The organism is Brachybacterium sp. 107 (assembly GCF_052379725.1).
Taxonomy (GTDB): domain Bacteria; phylum Actinomycetota; class Actinomycetes; order Actinomycetales; family Dermabacteraceae; genus Brachybacterium.
In genome coordinates this window covers 16,140-36,461 of the sequence record NZ_JBQSYW010000005.1, presented here as the reverse complement: position 1 = coordinate 36,461, position 20,322 = coordinate 16,140, and the positions used below count along the sequence as shown (strand labels likewise).

Here is a 20,322-nt window from a genome sequence, read left to right as displayed (position 1 = left end):
GGTCCCGCGCCGCGAGGCACAGGATCGCGGCGCGGGGTGCCCGGCTCCGTCACGATTGCGCAACAGGCCCCCGGAAACCGTCCAGGAATGCGGGGTGGGCGCGAGACGCTGTTAGCTTGCAGGCCACACCATGCGTGTGCTCCGCCACATGGAGCCGCGTCGATCCGTCACAGTGCCGTGACCCGTGCACCGGCCTGCCCTCTGGAGGAACCCATGTTCGATGCCGCTCTCACCCCCAAGCGACGCACAGTGCTGCTGTCCCTGGCGGGGATCCCCGTGCTGCTGTCGGCCTGCGCCAAGACCACGGACGACGGCGGCGGGAGCGGCGGCGGTGGTGACGCCGAGGGCGCCCTGACCGTCGGCACCACCGACAAGGTCACCGCGCTCGACCCGGCCGCTGCCTATGACAACGGTTCCTCGACCGTGTGGACGCAGGTCTACGGCTACCTCATGAACACGAAGATCGGCTCCGAGGACGGCAAGCCCGAGCCCGACCTCGCCGAGTCCGCCGAGTTCACGAGCGACAACATCTACACCGTGACCCTGCAGGAGGGTCTCACCTTCGCCAACGGCAACGAACTCACCAGCGAGGACGTCAAGCACACCTTCGACCGTCAGCTCAAGATCGCCGACCCCAACGGCCCGTCGAGCCTGCTGGGGAACCTCGAGAAGGTCGAGGCGGTCGACGACCTGACCGTCGAGTTCCACCTCAAGGAGCCGGGCGACCAGACGTTCCCGTACGTGCTGTGCAGCCCGGCCGGCCCGATCGTCGACGCCGACGTGTTCCCGGCCGACGCGGTGCTGCCCGACGACGAGATCGTCTCCGGCAAGGCGTTCTGCGGGCCGTACCAGATCGCCACCTGGAAGCTCAACGAGCTGGTCTCCTTCGAGGCTTTCGAGGGGTACAAGGGGCTGTTCGGCGCTCCCGCCACGGCGAAGGTGTCGATGTCGTACTACGCCGATCAGAACAACATGAAGCTCGACATCCAGCAGGGCAACATCGACTGCGTGTGGCGCTCGCTCTCCGCCACCGACATCGAGGACCTCTCGACGGACGACGCCGTCGCCGTGCACGACGGCCCCGGCGGCGAGATCCGCTACATCGTGTTCAACTTCGACACCATGCCCTACGGCGCGAAGACCGAGGACGCCGACCCGAAGAAGTCGCAGGCCGTACGCCAGGCCGCCGCGGACCTCATCGACCGCCAGGCCATCGCGACCTCCGTCTACAAGGACACCTACACCCCGCTGTACTCGTACATCCCCGAGGGTCTGCCCGGCAACGGGACCCAGTTCCAGGACCTCTACGGCGACGGCAAGGGCGGCCCCGACGCCGCCAAGGCCAAGCAGCGCCTCGAGGATGCGGGCGTCGAGATCCCGGTCAAGCTCAGCCTGCAGTACAACCCCGACCACTACGGAAACTCCTCGGGCGACGAGTACGCCGCGATCAAGTCGCAGCTGGAGGAGGGCGAGCTGTTCGTCGTGGACCTGCAGTCCACCGAGTGGGTGCAGTACTCCACCGACCGCACCACCGACGTCTACCCGGCGTACCAGCTGGGCTGGTTCCCCGACTACTCGGACGCAGACAACTACCTCACGCCGTTCTTCCTCACCGACAACTTCCTGGTGAACCACTACAGCAACGACGAGGTCAACGAGCTGATCGCCCAGCAGCGCGGCACCGCAGACCCCGCCGAGCGCGAGGCCCTGTTCGTGAAGATCCAGGACATCGTCGCCGACGAGATCTCCACCCTGCCACTCCTGCAGGGCGCGCAGATCGCCGTGTCGACGTCCGAGGTCCAGGGCGTCACCCTGGACTCCTCGTTCAAGTTCCGCCTCGCCCCGCTCAGCAAGTGACCACGGGCCTCGACACCGAGGTCGAGAACACCCCCGCCAGCACGCCTGCGCCTCGGCGCAAGCGGTCCGGCGGGGGTCTCGGCCGCTACATCCTGGTCCGCTTCCTCCTCATCATCCCGACCGTGTTCATCCTGATGACGGTCGTGTTCTTCCTGATGAGGATCACCGGCGACCCGATCACGGCGGCCCTCGGCGGCCGCCTCACCCCTGACCAGCTCGCGCAGCGGCGGGCCGAGGCAGGGTACGACCGGCCCCTGATCGTGCAGTACTTCGATTACCTCGGCGGCGTGCTGCAGGGCGACTTCGGCATGTCCTACACGGATCGCACCCCGGTCACCGAGATCCTCACGACCTATGGCGGCGCCACCTTCGAGCTGGTCGTCTACGCCGTGGTCGTGGCGCTCGTCGCCGGCGTGCCGCTGGGCATGATCGCGGCGCGCACCCGCGATCGCTGGCCCGATGCCGTGCTGCGGGTCGTCGCGATCCTCGGCTACGCCACGCCCGTGTTCTTCGTGGGCCTGCTGCTGAAGCTCGTGTTCTCCGTGGGCCTGGGATGGCTGCCGGTGGCCGGGCGGATCTCGACCCGCGGCGAGCTGACCATGGGCTCGATCCTGAACCCGAGCCCGTTCTACCTGCTCGACGCGCTCCGGCTGGGCCGGGTGGACGCGCTGATCGATGTGGCGTCACATGCGGTGCTGCCGGCGATCGCGCTCGGCGTGCTCACCGGCGGGATCTTCCTGCGCCTGGTGCGCACGAACATGATCGGAACCCTGGAGATGCAGTACATCGACTCCGCCCGCTCCCGCGGGGTCTCCGAGTCCCGGCTCACCACGCGCCACGCCCTGCGTCCCGCTCTGATCCCGATCGTCACCGTGATGGGCATGCAGATCGCGATGATGCTGGGCGGCGCGGTGCTCACCGAGACCACCTTCGAGTGGAACGGACTGGGCTACATGCTCGCCGAGTACATGAAGGCCCGCGACTACGTGGCGGTGCAGGGCATCGTCATGATGCTCGCGGTCATCGTCGCGCTGTCCAACTTCGTGGTCGACGTGGTCGCCGCCCTCATCGACCCCCGAGTGAGGTACTGACATGACGCTCTCGAACCCTGTTCCGCCCGGAGAGGGCGGCGGCACCGACGCGGACCTCGCGGTGGAATCGGCGACCGTCGCGGCCACGGCCCGCTCGCCCTGGTACCTCCGACTTCCCGTGGTCAGCCATCTGCGTCGCAGCGTCGGCCTCCAGCGGGGAATGCTCATCACCGGTATCGTGCTCGTCGTCGGCCTGCTGCTGACGGCCCTGTTCGCCCCGTTGCTCGCCCCCTACGGCTTCGCCGCCACCGGGGCCGACGGTGTGAAGTTCGGCGGTCAGCAGCCCCCGTCGGCCCAGCACCTGCTGGGCACCACGGTGACCGGCTTCGACGTGCTCTCCCGCGTGATCTGGGGGACCCGCACCGCGGTCGCCGTGATGGTGTGCGCCGTCATCGCGTCCCTGTTCCTGGGGGTCGCGCTGGGGCTGCTGTCCGGCTACGTGGGCGGCTGGCTGGATCGTGTGCTGGTGATGCTGGCCGACGCGATCTACGCCTTCCCCTCGCTGCTGCTCGCGATCGTCATGTCGATCGTGATCTCCGGCGGCCAGTCCGGCGCCTGGGGCGGCATCATGGCCGCGGCGATCTCCATCACCGTCGTGTTCGTGCCGCAGTACTTCCGGGTGATCCGTGCGGAGGTGGTACGGCTGAAGGCCGAACCGTTCGTCGAGGCCGCCAAGGTCATCGGCACCGGGCACCGCCGCATCATGGGCACCCACCTGCTGCGCAACTCCACCCGCACCCTGCCGCTGATCTTCACCCTCAACTCCTCCGAGGCGATCCTCACCCTGGCCGCCCTCGGCTTCCTGGGCTTCGGCATCGAGCCGACCAGCGCCTCCGAATGGGGCTACGACCTCAACCGGGCCATGAGCGATGCGACCAGCGGGATCTGGTGGACCGGCCTCTTCCCGGGCCTCGCGATCGTGGCCGCCGTGCTCGGCGTGACCCTGGTGGGCGAATCCATCAACGATCTCAACGACCCGCGACTGCGCACCCGCAGGAAGCGCTCGCGCGCGCAGCGGAAGAAGGTGACGGCATGACCGGCATGAACGGCACGCAGAGCACTCCCCGGCTCGAGATCACCGACCTCGACATCCATTTCGCGACCGACGGCGGCGACGTCCACGCGGTCGACGGCGTGAGCGTGAGCGTCGCGCCGGGGGAGATCCTCGCGATCGTCGGCGAGTCAGGCTCCGGCAAGTCCGTGACCGCCCGTTCCATCCTCGGGCTGCTGCCCGAGACCGCGGAGGACTCCGGGGCGATCCTCGTCTCCGGGACCGACGTGGTGGGGCTGAGCGGGAAGCGCCTGCGGGCGCTGCGGGGCGAGGACGTCTCGATGATCTTCCAGGAGCCCTCGAGCGCCATGAACCCGGTGTTCCCCATCTGGTGGCAGCTCGGGGAGGGCCTGAAGGCGCACCGGCCGAAGATCACCCGCAAGGAGATCCGCGCCGAGGCGATCGCGGCGCTCGAGTCGGTGGGGATCCCCGATCCGGCCGAGCGCATCGACCGTTACCCGCACGAGTTCTCCGGCGGCCAGAAGCAGCGCATCATGATCGCCATGGCGCTCGCGCTCGGCGCCGAGCTGATCGTCGCCGACGAGCCCACCACCGCGCTCGACGTGACCGTGCAGGCGGAGATCCTGGAGCTCCTGCGCGATGTGCGCGACCGCTTCGGCACCTCGGTCATCATCATCACGCACAACATGGGCGTGGTCGCCGACCTCGCCGATTCCGTGGCGGTCATGTATCGCGGCTCCATCATCGAACGGGCCGGGGTGAAGGAGCTGTTCGCCAGCCCGCGCGAGGAGTACACCCGCAAGCTGCTGGCCGCGGTCCCGCACCTGGGACGGAACTCCGCCTGGACGGCGCTGAGCCGCGAGCAGCAGCAGGTGATCGAGGACGCCGCCCCCGTGGTGGTCGCGAAGGACCTCGTCATCGAATACCCCGGCAGGCTGGGCCGGGCCCCGTTCCGCGCCGTCAAGGGCGTGGACTTCCAGATCCGCGCCGGTGAGGTGTACGGGCTGGTGGGGGAGTCGGGCTCCGGCAAGACCACCATCGGCCGCACCATCGCGGGTCTCGAACGCGCCACCGGAGGCAGCCTCCAGGTGCTCGGGCACGAGATGAACGGGGTGCGGGAGAAGGACTTCAAGCCCGTGCGCCGGCGCATCGGCTTCGTGTTCCAGGATCCGGCGACCTCGTTCAACCCGCACCTGACGATCGAGGAATGCATCGCCGAGCCGCTGATCGTCCACGAGCCCCGGCAGTCCGCGGAGGACCGTTCCCGGCAGGTGCGGACCCTGCTGGAATCCGTCGAGCTGCCGGCGGCGTACGCGACCCGGTACCCGCACGAGCTCTCCGGAGGCCAGCGCCAGCGCATCTCCCTGGCCCGAGCGCTCGTGCTCGAGCCGGAGCTGCTGATCGCCGACGAGCCGACCAGCGCCCTGGACGTCTCCGTGCAGGCCACCGTGCTCGAGCTGTTCCGGGAGCTGCAGGCCCGCCTGGGCTTCGCAGCGCTGTTCATCAGCCACGACCTGGCTGTGGTCGATTCCCTCGCCCATCGGATCGGCGTGCTTCTGCGCGGCGAGCTGGTCGAGGACGGCCACGGGCCCGATGTGCTGCAGCGCCCGCAGCACGAGTACACCCGCAAACTGATCGCCTCGCTCCCGGTGCCCGACCCCGTGGAGCAGGCGACACGACGCGAGGCGTTCCAGCGCGAGTGGGGCGCCGGCGCGACGGGCTGAGCGTCGCAGCGCGCCGATTCCCGCTACGGTGTCTGGACACATGGCCGGTCACCACACAGGACGCGCAGGAGAGAGCAGGAGAGAGCATGAGCACCGGACCCCGAACCAGTCGTCGTCGCAGGCCCAGGCACGTGCTGCTCGGCCTCGCCATCGTCGGGCTGACCATCCCGCTCGCGGCCTGTGACAGCTGGAGCTCGACCTGCGAGACGGACTCGAGCTGCCATATCGAGATCTCCGGTACGAAGTTCTACGAGCTGCCGCGCCCGCTGGACGCCGGCGAGGGGACCGAGAACAACGGGACGACGGAACGGATACGGCTGGTCGAGGCCACGGAGGGTGGCACGGCGACCCTCCAGGTGGGCGGTGAGGAACCTGTCTGCGCCGCCGGAGAGAGCTTCACGGTCGTGGACACCACCTTCACCTGCACCGAGGTCGGTGACGAGTCGATCGTGCTGGACACGGTGCGGACCGGCTGAGCCGGTCGGGACGGCGGGGACGGTGGGTCCGACGGAGGGACTACGTCCTCCCCCTGCACTCCTCCCCGAGGAGGATCCGGGGTCGACCCGTGCTCCGACGTGCTCGGTGGCCGTGCACGGAAACCTGGAGGCATGACATCGACCTCCTGCCTCCCGGAACCGGACCCCGTCGCCGGGGACCGAACGACGACGGTGCTCGGGACCGTGCCCGCGACCACAGCCGACCCCTCGTTCGGAGCCAGCCCTGACTCGACGCACGAGCCCGGCCCCGCGTCGGATCGGATCGAGGCGCTCGACCTGGTGCGTCTGCTCGCGATCATCGGGATGATGACCGCTCACCTGCTGGCGCCGCTGGCGCTGATGCCCGATGTCGGAGGGATCCAGGGGCCGCTCGCCCGGGTTGCCCACGTGCTCACCGAAGGACCGTCCTCGACGCTCTTCGCCGTGATCGGCGGCTGCAGCCTCGTGCTCGCCACGCGACGCCGGCTGGAGCGCGGTGATCGCCGCGGCGCCGTCGCCTCCGTCATGGTGCGCGGCGCCTGCGTGACCCTGATCGGTCTGCTGCTGGAGCTGCTGCCCTCCTCGGTGATGGTGGTGCTGGTGCCGTTCGGTCTGGCGATGATGATCACGGCGCCCCTGCTGCTGGTGCCCACCCGTCTCCTCGTGCCGCTCATCGCGGTGCTCGCGGTGGGCGGGCGCCCCCTCGCCCAGAGCGTCCCGGGCCCCGTCGAGTTCGGGACCGTGACCCTGCTCAGCCTCGGGGAACCGCTGACGGTGCTGCGTGGGATCGCGCTCACCGGCCAGTACCCGCTGATCACCTGGGTGCCGTACCTGCTGCTCGGGGTGGTGCTCATGCGGTGCCTGCTGCGTGCCCGGCAGAGCGGGCGGGCCCGGCGAGCCGCCGTCCTCGCCGCCGCGAGCGGCGCCGTCGCCGCCGTGATCGGGTACGTCCTGCCGGTGGTGGCAGGTCCTCTCGGCGCCGCGACCCCGGGTGCCTGGTACCAGGCCGCGCCCCACACCGGCACGCTGGGCGACATGCTCGCCACGGGCGGGGTCGCGGTGGTGCTGATCGCCGTCGCGATCGGACTGCTCCCACCGGGTCGGCATCTTGTGGGCCGGCCCGCCCGGATCCTGCGCAGCGCCGGAGCGGCCCCGCTGACGCTGTACGTGATCCACGTGGCGCTCACCAGCGTCGCGCTCATCACCGCGGTGCTGGTGTCGAGCGGGGATCTGACCTCGATGCCCTGGTACGTCGCCGGGCTCGGGATCCTCACGGTGCATCTCGCGCTCGCCGTCGGGCTCGGTGCGGTGCTCGCCGCGCGGGGCGCGCGCGGACCGCTCGAGGCGCTGCTGGCCCGCATCGGCCGACGCCTCGTGCGCTCCTGAGCGAAGTGCGCGACAGGGCTCGTCGCAGCAGGCATGATGGGTTCCGCCTCTGCAGCGCCCACGAAGGGCGCGCACGTCAGGAACCCGAAGGAGGGGATCGTGCGCGGAGACCTGAGCTTCCGCGACGACGGCACGTTCACCGTCGTCCAGTTCAACGACACCCAGGACGGCCACCGCACCGACGTGCGCACGATCGCCCTGCAGGAGGCCGTGCTCGATGACGTGACGCCGGACTTCGTGGTCATCAACGGCGACGTCATCGACGGCTCACCCACCACCGAGCTCGAGGCGAAGCAGGCGATCAACAACGTCGTGCGGCCGATGGAGGACCGCGGCATCGCGTGGGCGATCACCTTCGGCAACCACGACGAGGACTCCACGGCGACGACCGGCCTGGACGAGCAGGGCTACCTGGACTTCGTCGCGCAGTACCCCCACAACGTGAACACCCCCGGCGCGAAGGGGATCACCGGCAGCGGGAACCAGGTGCTCACCGTCGGCTCCTCGAGGGGCAGAGGGCAGGGAGGCAAGGACAAGGCCACAGGGAAGGGCCGCTCCGATGCCTTCGCCCTGTGGCTCCTGGACTCCGGCCGCTATGCGCCCGAGAAGATCGCCGGCCAGGACTTCGAGGGCTACCCGGACTGGGACTGGCTGCGCCCCGACCAGATCCAGTGGTATCTGCGGACCTCGGAGGAGCTCGAGCGGAAGAACTCCGCCGTGGTCCCCGGTCTGGTGTTCCAGCACATCGCCCTGTGGGAGCACCGCTTCATGTGGTTCGCGAGCGTCGACTCGCGCACCGAGGCGGATCACGCCCGCGCCGTGGCGAAGCACTCCCTCGAGGGGGAGCGGAACGAGGACGAGTGCCCCGGCCCGTTCAACTCCGGCATGTTCGCCGCGATGCAGCAGCGCGGCGACGTGAAGGGCCTGTTCGTGGGCCACGACCACATCAACACCTATGTCGGGAACTACTACGGGATCCAGCTCGGCTACGGTCCCGGCACGGGGTTCGGCGCCTACGGCGCGGGTGGAGCCGAGAACCATCGCGTGCGCGGAGCCCGCGTGTTCCATCTCGACGAGAGTGCCGAGGAGGTCTACGCCGGGACCGAGCTGCGCTTCGCCGCGGACTACGGCATCGACCTCGACGCGGCGGCGCAGCCCGGCGAGCCGGCCGAGTTCCCCGATGGGGTGCGCTGAGCCGGCGCCCGGGGCGCAGCCGATGTCGCAGGACTGTCGATGTCTCAGCACTATCGAATCTGCAGCACTGTCGATTCTGCCGATCCCGTTCGACAACAGGGTGAGGACGGCGAGAGACGCCGCCTCGCAAGGAGGATGATCCTGATGGCCCGTTACACCGTGTTCCTGTACCACCCCACCGATCAGGCCACGACCGATCCCGAGGTGCTGGCCTCGCAGATGGCCGAGCACGACGCGCACGGCAAGGAGCTGGTGGACGAGGGCGTGATGATCTTCGGCAGCCCGCTCGAGGACCACGACGCGACCACCTCGATCCGTGCCGACAGCCTCGTGGACGGCCCGTTCGTGGAGGTCAACGAGGTGATCGTCGGCTTCTACGTGATCGAGGTGCCCGATCTGGACGCCGCGATCGCGGTGGCACGGCGCAATCCGATCATCCATCAGGGAGGCGGGGTCGAGGTGCGCCCCATGAGCGCCGAGGAGCAGCCCGGCGTGCACGGGAGCATCCCCGCGTGACGGACCCCGGGGCCGCAGCGGCGGCCGTCGCCACGGCGCACCGTGCCCACTGGAGCACGGTGCTCGCGGCGACGGTCGCGCTGACCCGCGATCTCGACCTCGCCGAGGACAGCGTGCAGGAGGCCTATGCGCAGGCGCTCGAGACCTGGGAGCGCAGCGGTGTCTTCGAGAACCCAGCAGGCTGGCTGACCACAGCGGCCCGTCGTCGTGCGCTCGACGTGATGCGGCGCGCGCAGACCCTGCAGCGCAAGCTGCCCCTGCTGGTGTGGGACGGTGCCGGCGACGGAGTTGAGGACGAGGACGAGGACGGGGACGAGGACGAGCACCCGGGCCACCGACGGATCGAGGACGAGTCCGTTCCCGTCGTGCTCGACGAACGGCTGCGGCTGATCTTCCTCGCCGCCCACCCCGCGCTGGCCCCCACCTCGCGGATCGCCCTGACCCTGCGCCTCGTGGGTGGGCTCAGCACCGAGCAGATCGCCGCCGCGTTCCTCGTGCAGACCTCGACGATGGCGGCCCGGCTGACCCGGGCGAAGAAGCGCATCCGCCTCAGTCGCATCCCGTGCCGCGTGCCGCCCGCCGAGGAGCTCGACTCCCGGCTGGTCGACGTGCTGGACGTGCTCTCGGTGCTGCTGGCCACGGGAGCCGGCTCGGGCGGAGCGGCCCCGGGCCCGGCCCCGGAGGGCTCCGGGTCGCGGGCCGCTGTGCTCGACACCGTGGTGCACACGCTCGAGGTGCTGGTGGACCTGCTGCCGGGACGCACGGAACCGCGCGGCCTGCTCGCCCAGGCCCTGCTGCTGCGGGCACGCGCCTCCACCCGCACCGGCGCACGCGGCCGTCCGATCGCCCTGGCGGAGCAGGATCGTGCGCAGTGGGATCGCGAGCTGATCGATCGTGCGGACCGTCTCGTGGTCGGCGCGCTCGCCCAGGGCGGGCGCGGCCCCTATCTGCTCCAGGGTGCGATCGCGGCGTGCGTCGCCGTGCCCGAGCGGCACGAGGACATCGACTGGCGCGAGGTGGTCGAGCTCTACGACGCCCTGCTGGTCCACTGGCCCACAGCGATCGTGCAGCTCGCGCGGGTGGTCGCGATCTCGGAGGCCGACGGTGCGGCCGCGGCCCTCGCAGACCTCGAGCCGCTCGCGGAGGAGCTCGATGCGCACCGTCCGTTCCATGTCATCCGCGGTGAGCTGCTCAGCCGCCTGGGCGAGCACGACAGGGCCGTCCCGGCCTTCCGCGCGGCGCTGGAGCGCCCGGGCGGCGAGGGGGAGTCGGACCTGCTGCGCGAGCTGCTCCGGACGAGCTGAGCAGGAGCGGCCTCACGGTCAGCGGCGATCGAACCGCGGCTCGGCACCCTCGAGGATCCGGGCGACGACGGGGACATCGGCGTCGGCCCAGTCCCTGGTCGCCAGCTGATCACGGGTGACCCACTCGAGCCGATCGTGGTCGGTGCTGGCGAGCGGGCCGTCGTGGTCCAGGCGGGTCCAATAGCAGTCGAGATGGAGGTCGCGGTCACCGGCGTCGGCCTCCCCGCGGCCGAGCAGCCATCCCACCGTGACCTCGACGCCGAGCTCTTCGCGGAGCTCGCGGATCAGGGCCTGCTGCGGGGACTCGCCCGGTTCGATCTTGCCGCCGGGGAACTCCCAGCGACCGCCGGCGCTCTTCCCGGGGCGGCGCCGGGCGGCGAGGAACCGGTCGTCGCGCACGATCACCGCGCCGAACACCCGCAGGGGTGCCGGGTCCTCGGGCTCCTCCTCGTCGTCGGCGAAGCCCACGTCGTGAGCCCACCAGGAGTGCCCGCAGCCACCGCACTCACGATCCGGGCCGAGGCCCGTGCAGCCCGCCCAGACCACCCAGGACGGGGACGACTCCATGGCCCCGGGCACGGGCATGCCGATGACGCGGTGGAGCACCTGGCCGCCGCCGCAGCGTGGGCAGGTGCCGCGCTGCCAGCGATGCTCGCGGAATTCCGCGGGAACGGCGTCGTCGGAGGGTTCGAGGGTCATGCGCTCAGTGTGCCGCAGGGGTACGACGGACGGAGCGGGGAACAGCGGAGCGGACCAGCACGAGGTGCTGGTCCGCTCCGAGGTCGTTCCGTCCCGCTCCGGATCAGCTCCAGGTGACGGGATGCTCGGGATCTGCCATGTCCACGGAGGGGGTGCCGAGACCGCCGCCCATCCACATCTCGCAGGTGCCCTTCTTGCCGTCCTTCTCGCAGTCCATCGTCGTGTCGATGCTGCCGATGTACTCGCCCTCGACGAAGGTGGGTTCGTCGTAGCTGGGCGTCGCCGTCATCTTGTCGATGGTGCGCTGGCTGTCCTCGGGGAGGGACCGCTTCACCGTGCCGTCGGTGAGCGTGTAGCCGTCATCGGTCGTGGCCGGCAGCTCGCCGATGCCGCAGCCGGCCTTCAGGGTGTCCTGCGCGATGCAGGCATCGACCGACTTCTGCACCGCGGCGCGGAAGGTGGCCAGGCCGTCGTCGGTCAGCGTCGCCTCGGGCCACTCGACGTCGGTGTCGTAGTCGGTGTACACCATCGGATCCGTGACCGAGGGGGCGAAGCCCTCCACCCCGAAGGCGATCTCATAGGACCCCGGCAGCATCGCGAGGCTGACATCCGTGGGCAGCTCCTCGCCGTTGATCGTGGCACCGAGCCCGGCCAGGGAATCCGGTGTGTAGGTGGACCACATGGGGGAATCCAGCTCGAAGACCTCGTCGGAGTCGTAGTCGCTCACGGTGAAGTCGTAGGTGGTCGCCTCGCCGCCCACCGTGAACGACACCGGCACGGTGCCGTCGATGCCCTCGGGCTCCATCGCGGGGGCCTCCACGACGACGTCGGCGATCGGTGCGGCCGCGAGTGCCGCGTCATAGGCCGCCGCGGGCAGCACCTCGTCGCTCCCGCTCGGATCGGCCGCGAGCTCGAAAGCTGCGGCGGAGTCCCCGGCGACCAGGGCATCCATGTAGTCGGTGACCAGGGTCGTGGCCTGTTCCTCCGGCGTCGCGGCCTTGTCCCCGCCGCCGCCGCCCGTGGTGTCGCCGCCGCCACCGTTGCGCACGGCGAAGAAGATGATCAGGGCGATCACCACGATCACCGCGACGATCAGGAAGAGCGCGCCCGCGATGATGCCGATGATCAGGCCGGTGCGCTTCTTCTTCGGCGGCGGAGGGGGCGGCATCGGGGACGACGGCGGGGTGGACATCGGGCCGCCGTACTGGGGCATGGGGGAGGCGGGGGGCTGGGACACGGGGGAGCTCCTGGAACTTCGCTGACGGAAGTGCTCAGGATATCCGCATCGGGTTCTGGTACCGGTAACGATGCCGGATCGAGACCGCCGTGTGTCGGACGATCTACACGCCGAGGGCCTCCAGCACGGCATCGCCGTACTCCGCGAGCTTCTTCGCCCCCACCCCGCTGATGCCGGCGAGGGCACCGGTCGACTCCGGCCGGGACTGGACGATCGCGACCAGCGTGGCATCGGAGAACACCATGTACGGAGGGATCTGCTTCTCCTTCGCCACCGAGGTGCGCCAGGTGCGCAGGGCCTCGAAGCGCTCGCGCTCGGCGATCTCCAGCCCCTCGGCGGCGCGGGATCCGCCCCCGCCACCGCTGCGCGACGATCGCGAGCGCGTGGCCTTCGCCGGGCTGCGGTCCACGGCGAGCTCGACGGTGACCTCGCTGCGCAGCACCGGACCGGCATGGGACCCGGGGACGAGCACTCCGTAGTCGCCCTCGGCATCGACGATGCCGCGTGCCATCAGCTGACGCATCACCGAGCGCCATTCCTTCTCGCTCAGCTCCGCCCCGATGCCCCAGACGCTCAGCTCCTCGTGCCGGGACTGGCGGGAACGGTCGTTCTCCCGCCCCAGCAGCACCTCGATGATCTGACCGGAACCGAACTTCTGGCCGCGTTCGCGATCCAGCCGGATCAGGGCCGAGAGCAGCTTCTGCGCGGGCACGGTCGCGTCCCAGGTCTGCGGCGGGCTCAGGCAGATGTCGCAGTTGCCGCACGCCTCGGAGTCCTGCCCGAAGTAGCGCAGCAGCTGCACGCGCCGGCAGGAGACCGTCTCGCACAGGGCGAGCATCGCGTCCAGATGCGATCGGGCGTTGCGCTTGAAGGTCTCGTCGCCCTCGCCGGAGTCGATGAACTTGCGCTGGCTGACCATGTCCCCCAGGCCGTAGGCCATCCACGCGGTGGATGGCTGACCGTCGCGCCCCGCACGGCCGGTCTCCTGGTAGTAGCCCTCGATCGACTTGGGCAGGTCCAGGTGCGCCACGAAGCGCACATCGGGCTTGTCGATGCCCATGCCGAAGGCGATGGTCGCCACGATGATCAGGCCCTCGGCGCGCAGGAACCGCTCCTGGTGGTCCTGGCGCACACGGGCGTCGAGCCCCGCGTGGTACGGGAGGGCCGGGATCCCGCGCTCGGAGAGCCAGGCCGCCGTCGTCTCGACGCTCTTGCGCGAGAGGCAGTACACGATGCCGGACTCGCCCTCGTGCTCCGCGGTGATCAGCTTCAGCAGCTGCTCGCGCGGGGAGGCCTTGGGCTCGATCCGGTACTGGATGTTGGGGCGGTCGAAGCTGGAGACGAAGTGCTTCGCGTCCTCCATCCGCAGACGCTCGGTGAGCTCACGGTGGGTGGCCTCGGTGGCGGTCGCGGTCAGCGCGATCCGCGGGACGCCCGGGAAGGCGTCGGCCAGCACCGACAGCCCCATGTAGTCGGGGCGGAAGTCGTGGCCCCACTGGGAGACGCAGTGCGCCTCGTCGATCGCGACGAGGGAGAGCCGGGCTCGCTGCAGCAGGTCGATGGTGCGCGGGAGTACAAGACGCTCCGGCGCCATGTAGAGCAGATCGAGCTCGCCGGCCAGCAGCTGCTGCTCAACGGCCTGGGCCTCGTGCCGCTCGAGCGTGGAGTTGAGGTAGGCCGCACGAATTCCGACGGCCTCGAGCGCGGCGACCTGATCGGACATGAGCGCGATCAGCGGGGAGACGACCACGCCCGTGCCGCTGCGCAGCAGCGCGGGGATCTGATAGCACAGCGACTTGCCGCCGCCGGTGGGCATCAGCACCACGGCGTCCCCGCCGCCGGCGACCTGCTCGATGATCTCGGCCTGCTCGCCGCGGAACGAGTCGTACCCGAAGACGGTCGAGAGGACCTGGAGTGCGGCATCCGTCTGCTCGGCATCGCCCTCGCGGAGGGCGGAGATCGGGTCGGCGGTGCGCGGAGAATCCATGGTGGCCACTGTATTCGTCGGCAGGGACGGGTGGGGACCGGGCGGGATCGGTGTGGACGGCGGGCGTGTGAGCGGCCGGCGGCCGGCGACCGGTGGTCAGCTGTCGGAGGACACCGGGACCCGGTCGCCGGAGACGTTCCCGGTCTCGTGCTCGTCGTCCCCGTGCGGGTGCTCGGCATCTTCGACGGTGGCTTCGGTGAGCGCCGAGGCCGCGATGGCGGCCCCGTCGCCGGTGCCCACCACCGAGGACTCGTCCACGGAGCGGTCGATGCTGGTCGACAGGGCCTTCTCCTTCACGAACAGCATGACCACGACGACAGCCAGGGCGACCGGGATCAGCCACTGCACGATCGGCAGCAGCGCCTCGTTGTACGAGGTGATGATCGGGATGCGGAACGCATCGGGCATATCGGCGACGGCGGACGGGGTCAGCCCGTTCACGTCGAGCGCCCCGCCGGGGGCACCGGACGGCTGGTCGACCGCGGAGAGGTTCTCGGTGAGCAGGGTCGCCAGGCGGGAGGCGAACACCGCGCCCACGATCGCCGAGCCGATCGTGGCGCCGACCTGCTTGAAGTAGTTGAAGGAGGCGGTGGCGGTGCCGAGGATCCGCACCGGGAACGCATCCTGCACGATCAGCATCAGGATCTGCTGGCCGAGCCCCAGGCCGATGCCGAAGATGCCGATGTACGTGCACATCACGACATTGCTGGTCTCGAGGGTCATGGTGGAGATCAGATAGAGCGCGACGGCCATGATCGCCGAGCCGATGAGGGGGAAGATCTTGTAGCGGCCGGTGCGGGTGACCAGCTGGCCGGAGACGATCGACGAGATCAGCAGGCCGCCCATCATCGGGATCATGAGCAGGCCCGCCACGGTGGCGTCCACCCCGGCGACCATCTGGATGTAGGTGGGCATGTAGCTGAGCACACCGAACATCGCGACGCCGGTGAGCAGGCCCGCCAGGGTGGCTAGCACGAAGCTGCGGTTCTTGAAGAGGTCCAGCGGGATGACGGGCTGCGAGGCCGTGGCCTCGACCCGGACGAAGAGGGTTCCGAGCACGAGTGCGGCGGCGAGGAGCCCGATGATCTGCGGGGAGAGCCACGCGTACTGGCTTCCGCCCCAGGTGCACACGAGCACGACGGCGACGGTCGCGGCGGCGATGAGCATCATGCCGAGGTAGTCGATCTTCGGTCGCTGAGTACGGATCGGCGCGGGCAGGTGCAGGAACAGGACGATCGCGACGATCGCGAGCACGCCGAGGGGGAGGTTCAGCCAGAACGCCCAGCGCCAGCCCGGGCCCTCGGTGAGCCAGCCGCCCACCAGGGGACCGGCGACGGAGGAGACGGCGAACACCGCGCCCATGACGCCCATGTACTTGCCGCGCTCCCGCGCCGGGACCACTTCCGCGATCGCGGACTGCGAGAGGATCATCAGCCCGCCGCCGCCGAGGCCCTGGATGATGCGGGCGATGATCAGCAGCGCCATGCTGTTGCCCAGCCCGCCGACGACGGAGCCGATCATGAACAGCAGCACCGCAGCGATCAGCACGGGCTTGCGGCCGAACAGGTCGCTGACGCGCCCGTAGACGGGCATCATCACGGTCGACGCGAGGATGTATCCGGTGATGACCCAGGTCATCTGCTCGACGCCGCCGAGCTGGCCCACGATCGTGGGCAGGGCGGTGGAGAGGATCGTCTGCGAGAGGGAGGCCATCAGCATGGTCACCATGAGGCCGACGAAGAGCAGGACGATCGTCTTGGTCGAGGGGGTCGACTCCTCGGTGGGGGAGTGCGGCCGCGCGTGGGTGTCAGCGCGAGTGGACATCAGGCTTCTTTCAGGAGTGAGCGGAAGACGGAGATCGAGTGGTCGAAGGCGGAGAGGTTCTCCTCCTCGAGGATTCGCGGATCGCTCTCGTAGGCGAAACGCATGATGGATGCGGCCATCAGGACCAGTGCGCGGGCTCTGTCGAGGGGGCCCTCGACGTGCCCGCTCAGCAGGGAGTCCTGCTCGGTGAGCTGATCGAGGACGAGTTCCTGGATCTCCTGCGCCTGACGCTTGAGACGGTGGTTGAACTCGGGGAAGCGGTCCACGAGCTCCCGGCGCCGGGCGTAGCCGCCCTCGGTCATGCGCGAGGCGCGGGCCGTGGCGACGAGCAGGTGCACGGCACGGCGCAGGTCATCGGTGTCCGTGCTGTCCTCGAAGGAGGACTCGAGGACCTCGTCGGGGACGCGCGGCGGGACCAGCCCGAGGATCGCGTCCTCCTTGCTGGCGAAGTAGTTGAAGAACGTCCGGCGGGAGACTCCGGCACGATCGGCGATCGCATCGACCGTCGCCGCGGCGAGGCCGGCCGCCTCAGCCAGTTCGGAAGCGGCCAGGTGGAGACCGCGGAGCGTCTCGAGACGCTGCCGCTGGCGAAGACCGGACTCAACTGTTTGCACCAGTGCAGTTTTGCACTCATGCAACTTCACTTCAAGAGGGTTCCCGCGCCTCGTGCCTCACAGGTGGGGCGGGCCGGAGCGTCGGGGCAGGCGTCGGAGTCGTTCTTCCCGAACTCCGCTCGTCGCCCCGCCCGGCCCAGTAGCCTCGGCGGGGAGGAGCGATGTCGGTCCCGCAGCGGCCGTGCGCCTGCCGTGTCCAGAGAGAGCGATTCCATGACCACCCGATACCTGATGCGTCTCGGCAAGACGCCGTTCGACGTCGTCGACGCCTTCCACACCTTGGACCGGAACCTGCTCGGGACCAACAGCGGGAACCTCGTCTACGGAGCCGCTGCGCACAAGCTCTTCTCCACCCGGGACACGGAGGTCGACGCCAACTACTACCGCATCACCGCGAAGATGGCCGATGCGGTCAACGATGAGTACGACGGATTCATCCTGCCGCTGGCCAACGCCTTCCGCCCGGAGTTCGAGGGTCAGCTGCTGCGGACCGCAGAGTTCCTCGAGCGCCTGACGATCCCCTTCCTGATGCTCTCGGGTGGCGCGCAGCTCCCGATGGACGGCGACCCCGCGGCGCTCAAGGCCATGGAGCCGACGGTGAAGCGCTTCGCGCGAGCGGTGCTGAACGGGTCCAGCGCCCTGTCCGTGCGGGGAGAGAGGACGGCGGACTACCTGCGCTCGCTGGGATTCCACGACGTGGTCGTCGTCGGTTGCCCATCGCTCGCGCTGCACGGGCCCGGGCATCAGGTCGACGTGCCCGAGGACCTCGAGCGCGGGGCGCAGATCGCGTACAACCTCGAGACCAAGGACCCCTTCGGAGGGGACCTCATCGAGGATGCGGAGCGTCACTATCGGGCCACGTACATGGCGCAGGAGCACGGCTCCCTCGGGCTCATGCTCTGGGCCACAGATCCCTTCGCCGGCTCCGATCCGCGCCTGCCGCTGGCTCGGAGCCACCCGCAGTTCACCTCGGCGCGGGCGGAGATGTTCGTCGATGCCTATCCGTGGATCGAGCGCATGTCGCAGATGGCGTTCTCCTTCGGGGCGCGGGCCCACGGCAACATCGCCGCGGTGCTCGGTGGCACCCCCAGCGTGATGCTGGCCCATGACTCGCGCACTCTCGAGCTCGCGCAGCACCACGGCATCCCGTACGTGATCCGCGACGCAGAGCACGAGCCCCGCTCGGTGGAGGAGCTGTACTCCCACGCGGATTTCACCGAGTTCAACCGGGGCCACGCCGAACGGTTCGGCGTCCTCAGCGACTTCATCCACGACAACGGCTTCGAGCACATCTACGACCCGGGTCAGGAGACCGCCCTCGCGGGCTACGAGCGGAAGATCGAGAGCACGTCGTTCCAGCCCGTGGTGCGGCCGACATGGACCGGGGAGCCTCCGGAGGTGACGCAGCGGCACGCCGTGCTGCAGGACAGGGACACGCGCCGGAAGCAGACGCAGGCGGCGATCCGGCGGGAGGCCGCCAAGCGGCAGAAGGCGACCCAGGACCAGCTCGCCCAGCTCGGCCGACGCCTGGACGAGGTCGAGCAGTCCCTCGACGATGCCCGACGGCGCGCGGACGGCGCGGAGCAGCGTGCGCTCAAGGCCGAGGCGCGCGTGGCCAGACTGGACAAGCGCCTCGTGACGCTCTCGCGGCTGACCGACGAGGCGACGGATCGTTCACAGCGCGCGATGCGCATCCCGACGCGGCTGAAGGACGCCGTCTCCCGGACGCGGAAGGACCGCTGAGCGGCGGGGTCGACTGCGCGAGGCGTGCCTCAGGCGTCCTTCTCCCACGCCCCGGTGTCCACGGGCCTGCCGATGAGGAAGGCGGCGAGCACGCCGACCAGGGACAGCAGCACGGGCAGCAGCATGGCATCGGCCATGGCGGAGGCGAAGGGGGCGTGGAGGATCTCGGGGAGATCCGCCGACATCGACCCCTCGCCGGCGGCGGGTGCCTGAGCCCCGGCGTCGCCCATGGTCTCGGCGATCCGCTCGGCGATGCGGTTGTTCATGAGCGTCGCGATCGCGGCGGAGCCCAGCACGGAGCCGATCTGGCGGGTCTCGTTGTAGACCCCGGAGCCGGCGCCCGCGAGCGAGGGTGGCAGGTTGCGGGTCGCCGTCAGCGACAGCGGCCCCCAGATGAAGGCGTTGCCGAGGCCCACGAGCACGAACGGCAGCAGGAGCAGCACGATCGAGGCGTCGGGCGTCATGATCCGGGACAGCCAGAACAGACCGGCGGCGAGGGAGACGAAGCCGCCCAGCGCCATCCAGCGCGGGTTGCGGGTGACCATCCACTTCCCGACGAACGGGGCGAAGGCGAGGGAGACCAGTGCCATCGGCACGGTCATCAGCGCGGCCTGCGTCGGGGACATGCCCATGACCCGCTGGAAGTAGAGCGTGATGGGGAAGGACAGCGTCAGCACGGTCGCGCCCATCATGGCGATCGCGATGTTCGCGACGGAGAAGTTGCGGTCCCGGAACAGCGACAGGGGCACCAGCGGCTCGCGCCGGTTCTTCGCCTGCCACACGATGAACGCCACCATGGTGAGCGCGCCCGCGATGATCAGGCCGGGCACGCTGATCGGCACGTGGGTGTCGAGCGGGCCGATCTGCAGGGAGTCGGTGACCGTGCCCCAGTCGTAGGTGTTGCCCTCCTGGATGCCGAACACCAGCAGGAACAGACCCGCGGCGGAGAGCACCACGCCCAGCCAGTCGAAGGAGTGGGCACGCCGGGAGAAGCGGGGCACGTTCTTCCAGGCCAGCAGCAGCCCGAGGACGCCCACGGGGATGTTCACGAAGAAGATCCATTCCCAGCCGGGACCGTCCACCAGCAGCCCGCCGGCGATCGGACCGACCAGGGTGGCGACGCCCGCGGTCGCGCCCCACAGCGCCATCGCCTGCCCGCGGTCCTTGGGGGCGAACATGCGCGTGATCATCGACATCGTCTGCGGGGTCATCATGCCGGCGCCGAGCCCCTGGACCACGCGGGCCACGATGAGCATCTCGACGCTGCCGGCGAGGCCGCACCACAGGCTCGAGGCGGTGAACACGGCCAGGCCCGCCATGTACATCGTCTTCATCCCGAAGCGATCGCCGAGGCGCCCGGTGATCAGCAGCGGCACCGCGTAGGCGAGCAGATAGGCGCTGGTCACCCACAGCAGGGAGGCCAGATCCGTGCCGAGGTCCGCCTGCATGCGGGGGATCGCGACGGTGACGATGGTGGTGTCGACCAGGATCATGAAGAAGCCCAGCACGATCGACCACAGCGCGGGCCAGGGACGGTCCAGCCGTGGGTCGCGGTCGGTGCCGGTCGCGGCACGTGCTGCGGCGGTCGGGTCGGAGTGGGGCATGGAGCAACCTTCGGCGCAGGAGTGTCGGCGCTCCGACGGGAGCGCAGGAGGAAG

The 20,322-nt window shown here is 69.9% G+C and carries 16 protein-coding genes; 10 read left to right on the top strand and 6 right to left on the bottom strand.

All coding sequences use genetic code 11. The features are described from left to right. Positions 1 to 213 precede the first annotated feature (213 nt). The 9 genes from ACT3UL_RS07595 to ACT3UL_RS07555 all read left to right on the top strand — a co-directional run bounded on the left by ACT3UL_RS07595 (position 214) and on the right by ACT3UL_RS07555 (position 10,560). Positions 214 to 1,857 carry an ABC transporter substrate-binding protein gene (locus ACT3UL_RS07595; protein ID WP_444577581.1) on the top strand — a complete coding sequence of 548 codons (1,644 nt, stop codon included), beginning with the start codon at positions 214 to 216 and terminating at the stop codon, positions 1,855 to 1,857. Further along, a complete protein-coding gene (locus ACT3UL_RS07590) occupies positions 1,854 to 2,948 on the top strand; it encodes an ABC transporter permease (RefSeq protein WP_444577580.1) in 1,095 nt (364 codons plus the stop codon). The genes ACT3UL_RS07595 and ACT3UL_RS07590 overlap by 4 nt, the downstream gene beginning before the upstream one ends. A gap of 1 nt (position 2,949) precedes the next feature. Then, on the top strand, positions 2,950 to 3,984 hold the full coding sequence (locus ACT3UL_RS07585) for an ABC transporter permease (RefSeq protein ID WP_444577579.1): 1,035 nt from the start codon (positions 2,950 to 2,952) through the stop codon (positions 3,982 to 3,984). Then, a complete protein-coding gene (locus ACT3UL_RS07580) occupies positions 3,981 to 5,684 on the top strand; it encodes an ABC transporter ATP-binding protein (RefSeq protein ID WP_444577577.1) in 1,704 nt (567 codons plus the stop codon). Before ACT3UL_RS07585 ends, ACT3UL_RS07580 begins: the two co-directional genes overlap by 4 nt. An 86-nt stretch (positions 5,685 to 5,770) precedes the next feature. After that, on the top strand, positions 5,771 to 6,160 hold the full coding sequence (locus ACT3UL_RS07575; RefSeq protein WP_444577575.1) for a hypothetical protein: 390 nt from the start codon (positions 5,771 to 5,773) through the stop codon (positions 6,158 to 6,160). Positions 6,161 to 6,292: 132 nt separating this feature from the next. Next, complete coding sequence (locus ACT3UL_RS07570; RefSeq protein WP_444577574.1) at positions 6,293 to 7,546, top strand: heparan-alpha-glucosaminide N-acetyltransferase domain-containing protein; 1,254 nt, start codon at positions 6,293 to 6,295, stop codon at positions 7,544 to 7,546. A gap of 99 nt (positions 7,547 to 7,645) precedes the next feature. Continuing rightward, positions 7,646 to 8,740, top strand: coding sequence for a metallophosphoesterase family protein (locus ACT3UL_RS07565; RefSeq protein ID WP_444577572.1), 1,095 nt, complete (start codon positions 7,646 to 7,648; stop codon positions 8,738 to 8,740). 144 nt (positions 8,741 to 8,884) lie between these two features. After that, positions 8,885 to 9,256 (top strand): YciI family protein, encoded by a 372-nt coding sequence (locus ACT3UL_RS07560; protein ID WP_444577571.1) that lies wholly within the window; start codon positions 8,885 to 8,887, stop codon positions 9,254 to 9,256. Further along, positions 9,253 to 10,560, top strand: a complete 1,308-nt coding sequence (locus tag ACT3UL_RS07555; RefSeq protein WP_444577569.1) for an RNA polymerase sigma factor — start codon at positions 9,253 to 9,255, stop codon at positions 10,558 to 10,560. The genes ACT3UL_RS07560 and ACT3UL_RS07555 overlap by 4 nt, the downstream gene beginning before the upstream one ends. A gap of 18 nt (positions 10,561 to 10,578) precedes the next feature. On the opposite strand, the gene ACT3UL_RS07550 is transcribed toward ACT3UL_RS07555, so the two are convergent. From ACT3UL_RS07550 to ACT3UL_RS07530, 5 genes are all read right to left on the bottom strand, one after another. Further along, complete coding sequence (locus ACT3UL_RS07550) at positions 10,579 to 11,259, bottom strand: NUDIX domain-containing protein (protein WP_444577567.1); 681 nt, start codon at positions 11,257 to 11,259, stop codon at positions 10,579 to 10,581. A 103-nt stretch (positions 11,260 to 11,362) separates the two neighbouring features. Continuing rightward, on the bottom strand, positions 11,363 to 12,496 hold the full coding sequence (locus tag ACT3UL_RS07545; protein WP_444577566.1) for a hypothetical protein: 1,134 nt from the start codon (positions 12,494 to 12,496) through the stop codon (positions 11,363 to 11,365). 103 nt (positions 12,497 to 12,599) lie between these two features. After that, positions 12,600 to 14,483 carry a DNA helicase RecQ gene (gene recQ / locus ACT3UL_RS07540; protein WP_444577564.1) on the bottom strand — a complete coding sequence of 628 codons (1,884 nt, stop codon included), beginning with the start codon at positions 14,481 to 14,483 and terminating at the stop codon, positions 12,600 to 12,602. 96 nt (positions 14,484 to 14,579) lie between these two features. Beyond that, entirely contained in the window at positions 14,580 to 16,307 is a 1,728-nt protein-coding gene (locus tag ACT3UL_RS07535; protein WP_444577563.1) for an MDR family MFS transporter, read from the bottom strand. Further along, positions 16,307 to 16,921: a TetR/AcrR family transcriptional regulator gene (locus ACT3UL_RS07530; RefSeq protein ID WP_444577561.1), complete on the bottom strand. Its 615-nt coding sequence runs from the start codon at positions 16,919 to 16,921 to the stop codon at positions 16,307 to 16,309. The genes ACT3UL_RS07535 and ACT3UL_RS07530 overlap by 1 nt, the downstream gene beginning before the upstream one ends. 213 nt (positions 16,922 to 17,134) lie before the next feature. Here ACT3UL_RS07530 and ACT3UL_RS07525 point away from each other — a divergent pair, with 213 nt between their 5' ends. Further along, on the top strand, positions 17,135 to 18,664 hold the full coding sequence (locus ACT3UL_RS07525) for a polysaccharide pyruvyl transferase family protein (RefSeq protein WP_444577560.1): 1,530 nt from the start codon (positions 17,135 to 17,137) through the stop codon (positions 18,662 to 18,664). Between the two features lie 29 nt (positions 18,665 to 18,693). Here the strand turns inward: ACT3UL_RS07525 and ACT3UL_RS07520 are convergent, their stop codons facing one another. After that, positions 18,694 to 20,268, bottom strand: coding sequence for a DHA2 family efflux MFS transporter permease subunit (locus ACT3UL_RS07520; RefSeq protein WP_444577559.1), 1,575 nt, complete (start codon positions 20,266 to 20,268; stop codon positions 18,694 to 18,696). Positions 20,269 to 20,322: the final 54 nt, after the last annotated feature.

What these genes read in the sequence shown, in the direction of transcription:
- ACT3UL_RS07595 (WP_444577581.1), top strand. Translation starts at nt 214, where the DNA reads ATGTTCGATGCCGCTCTCACCCCCAAGCGACGCACAGTGCTGCTGTCC.
- ACT3UL_RS07585 (WP_444577579.1), top strand. Translation starts at nt 2,950, where the DNA reads ATGACGCTCTCGAACCCTGTTCCGCCCGGAGAGGGCGGCGGCACCGAC.
- ACT3UL_RS07580 (WP_444577577.1), top strand. Translation starts at nt 3,981, where the DNA reads ATGACCGGCATGAACGGCACGCAGAGCACTCCCCGGCTCGAGATCACC.
- ACT3UL_RS07575 (WP_444577575.1), top strand. Translation starts at nt 5,771, where the DNA reads ATGAGCACCGGACCCCGAACCAGTCGTCGTCGCAGGCCCAGGCACGTG.
- ACT3UL_RS07570 (WP_444577574.1), top strand. Translation starts at nt 6,293, where the DNA reads ATGACATCGACCTCCTGCCTCCCGGAACCGGACCCCGTCGCCGGGGAC.
- ACT3UL_RS07560 (WP_444577571.1), top strand. Translation starts at nt 8,885, where the DNA reads ATGGCCCGTTACACCGTGTTCCTGTACCACCCCACCGATCAGGCCACG.
- ACT3UL_RS07550 (WP_444577567.1), bottom strand. Translation starts at nt 11,259, where the DNA reads ATGACCCTCGAACCCTCCGACGACGCCGTTCCCGCGGAATTCCGCGAG.
- recQ (WP_444577564.1), bottom strand. Translation starts at nt 14,483, where the DNA reads ATGGATTCTCCGCGCACCGCCGACCCGATCTCCGCCCTCCGCGAGGGC.
- ACT3UL_RS07535 (WP_444577563.1), bottom strand. Translation starts at nt 16,307, where the DNA reads ATGTCCACTCGCGCTGACACCCACGCGCGGCCGCACTCCCCCACCGAG.
- ACT3UL_RS07525 (WP_444577560.1), top strand. Translation starts at nt 17,135, where the DNA reads ATGACCACCCGATACCTGATGCGTCTCGGCAAGACGCCGTTCGACGTC.
- ACT3UL_RS07520 (WP_444577559.1), bottom strand. Translation starts at nt 20,268, where the DNA reads ATGCCCCACTCCGACCCGACCGCCGCAGCACGTGCCGCGACCGGCACC.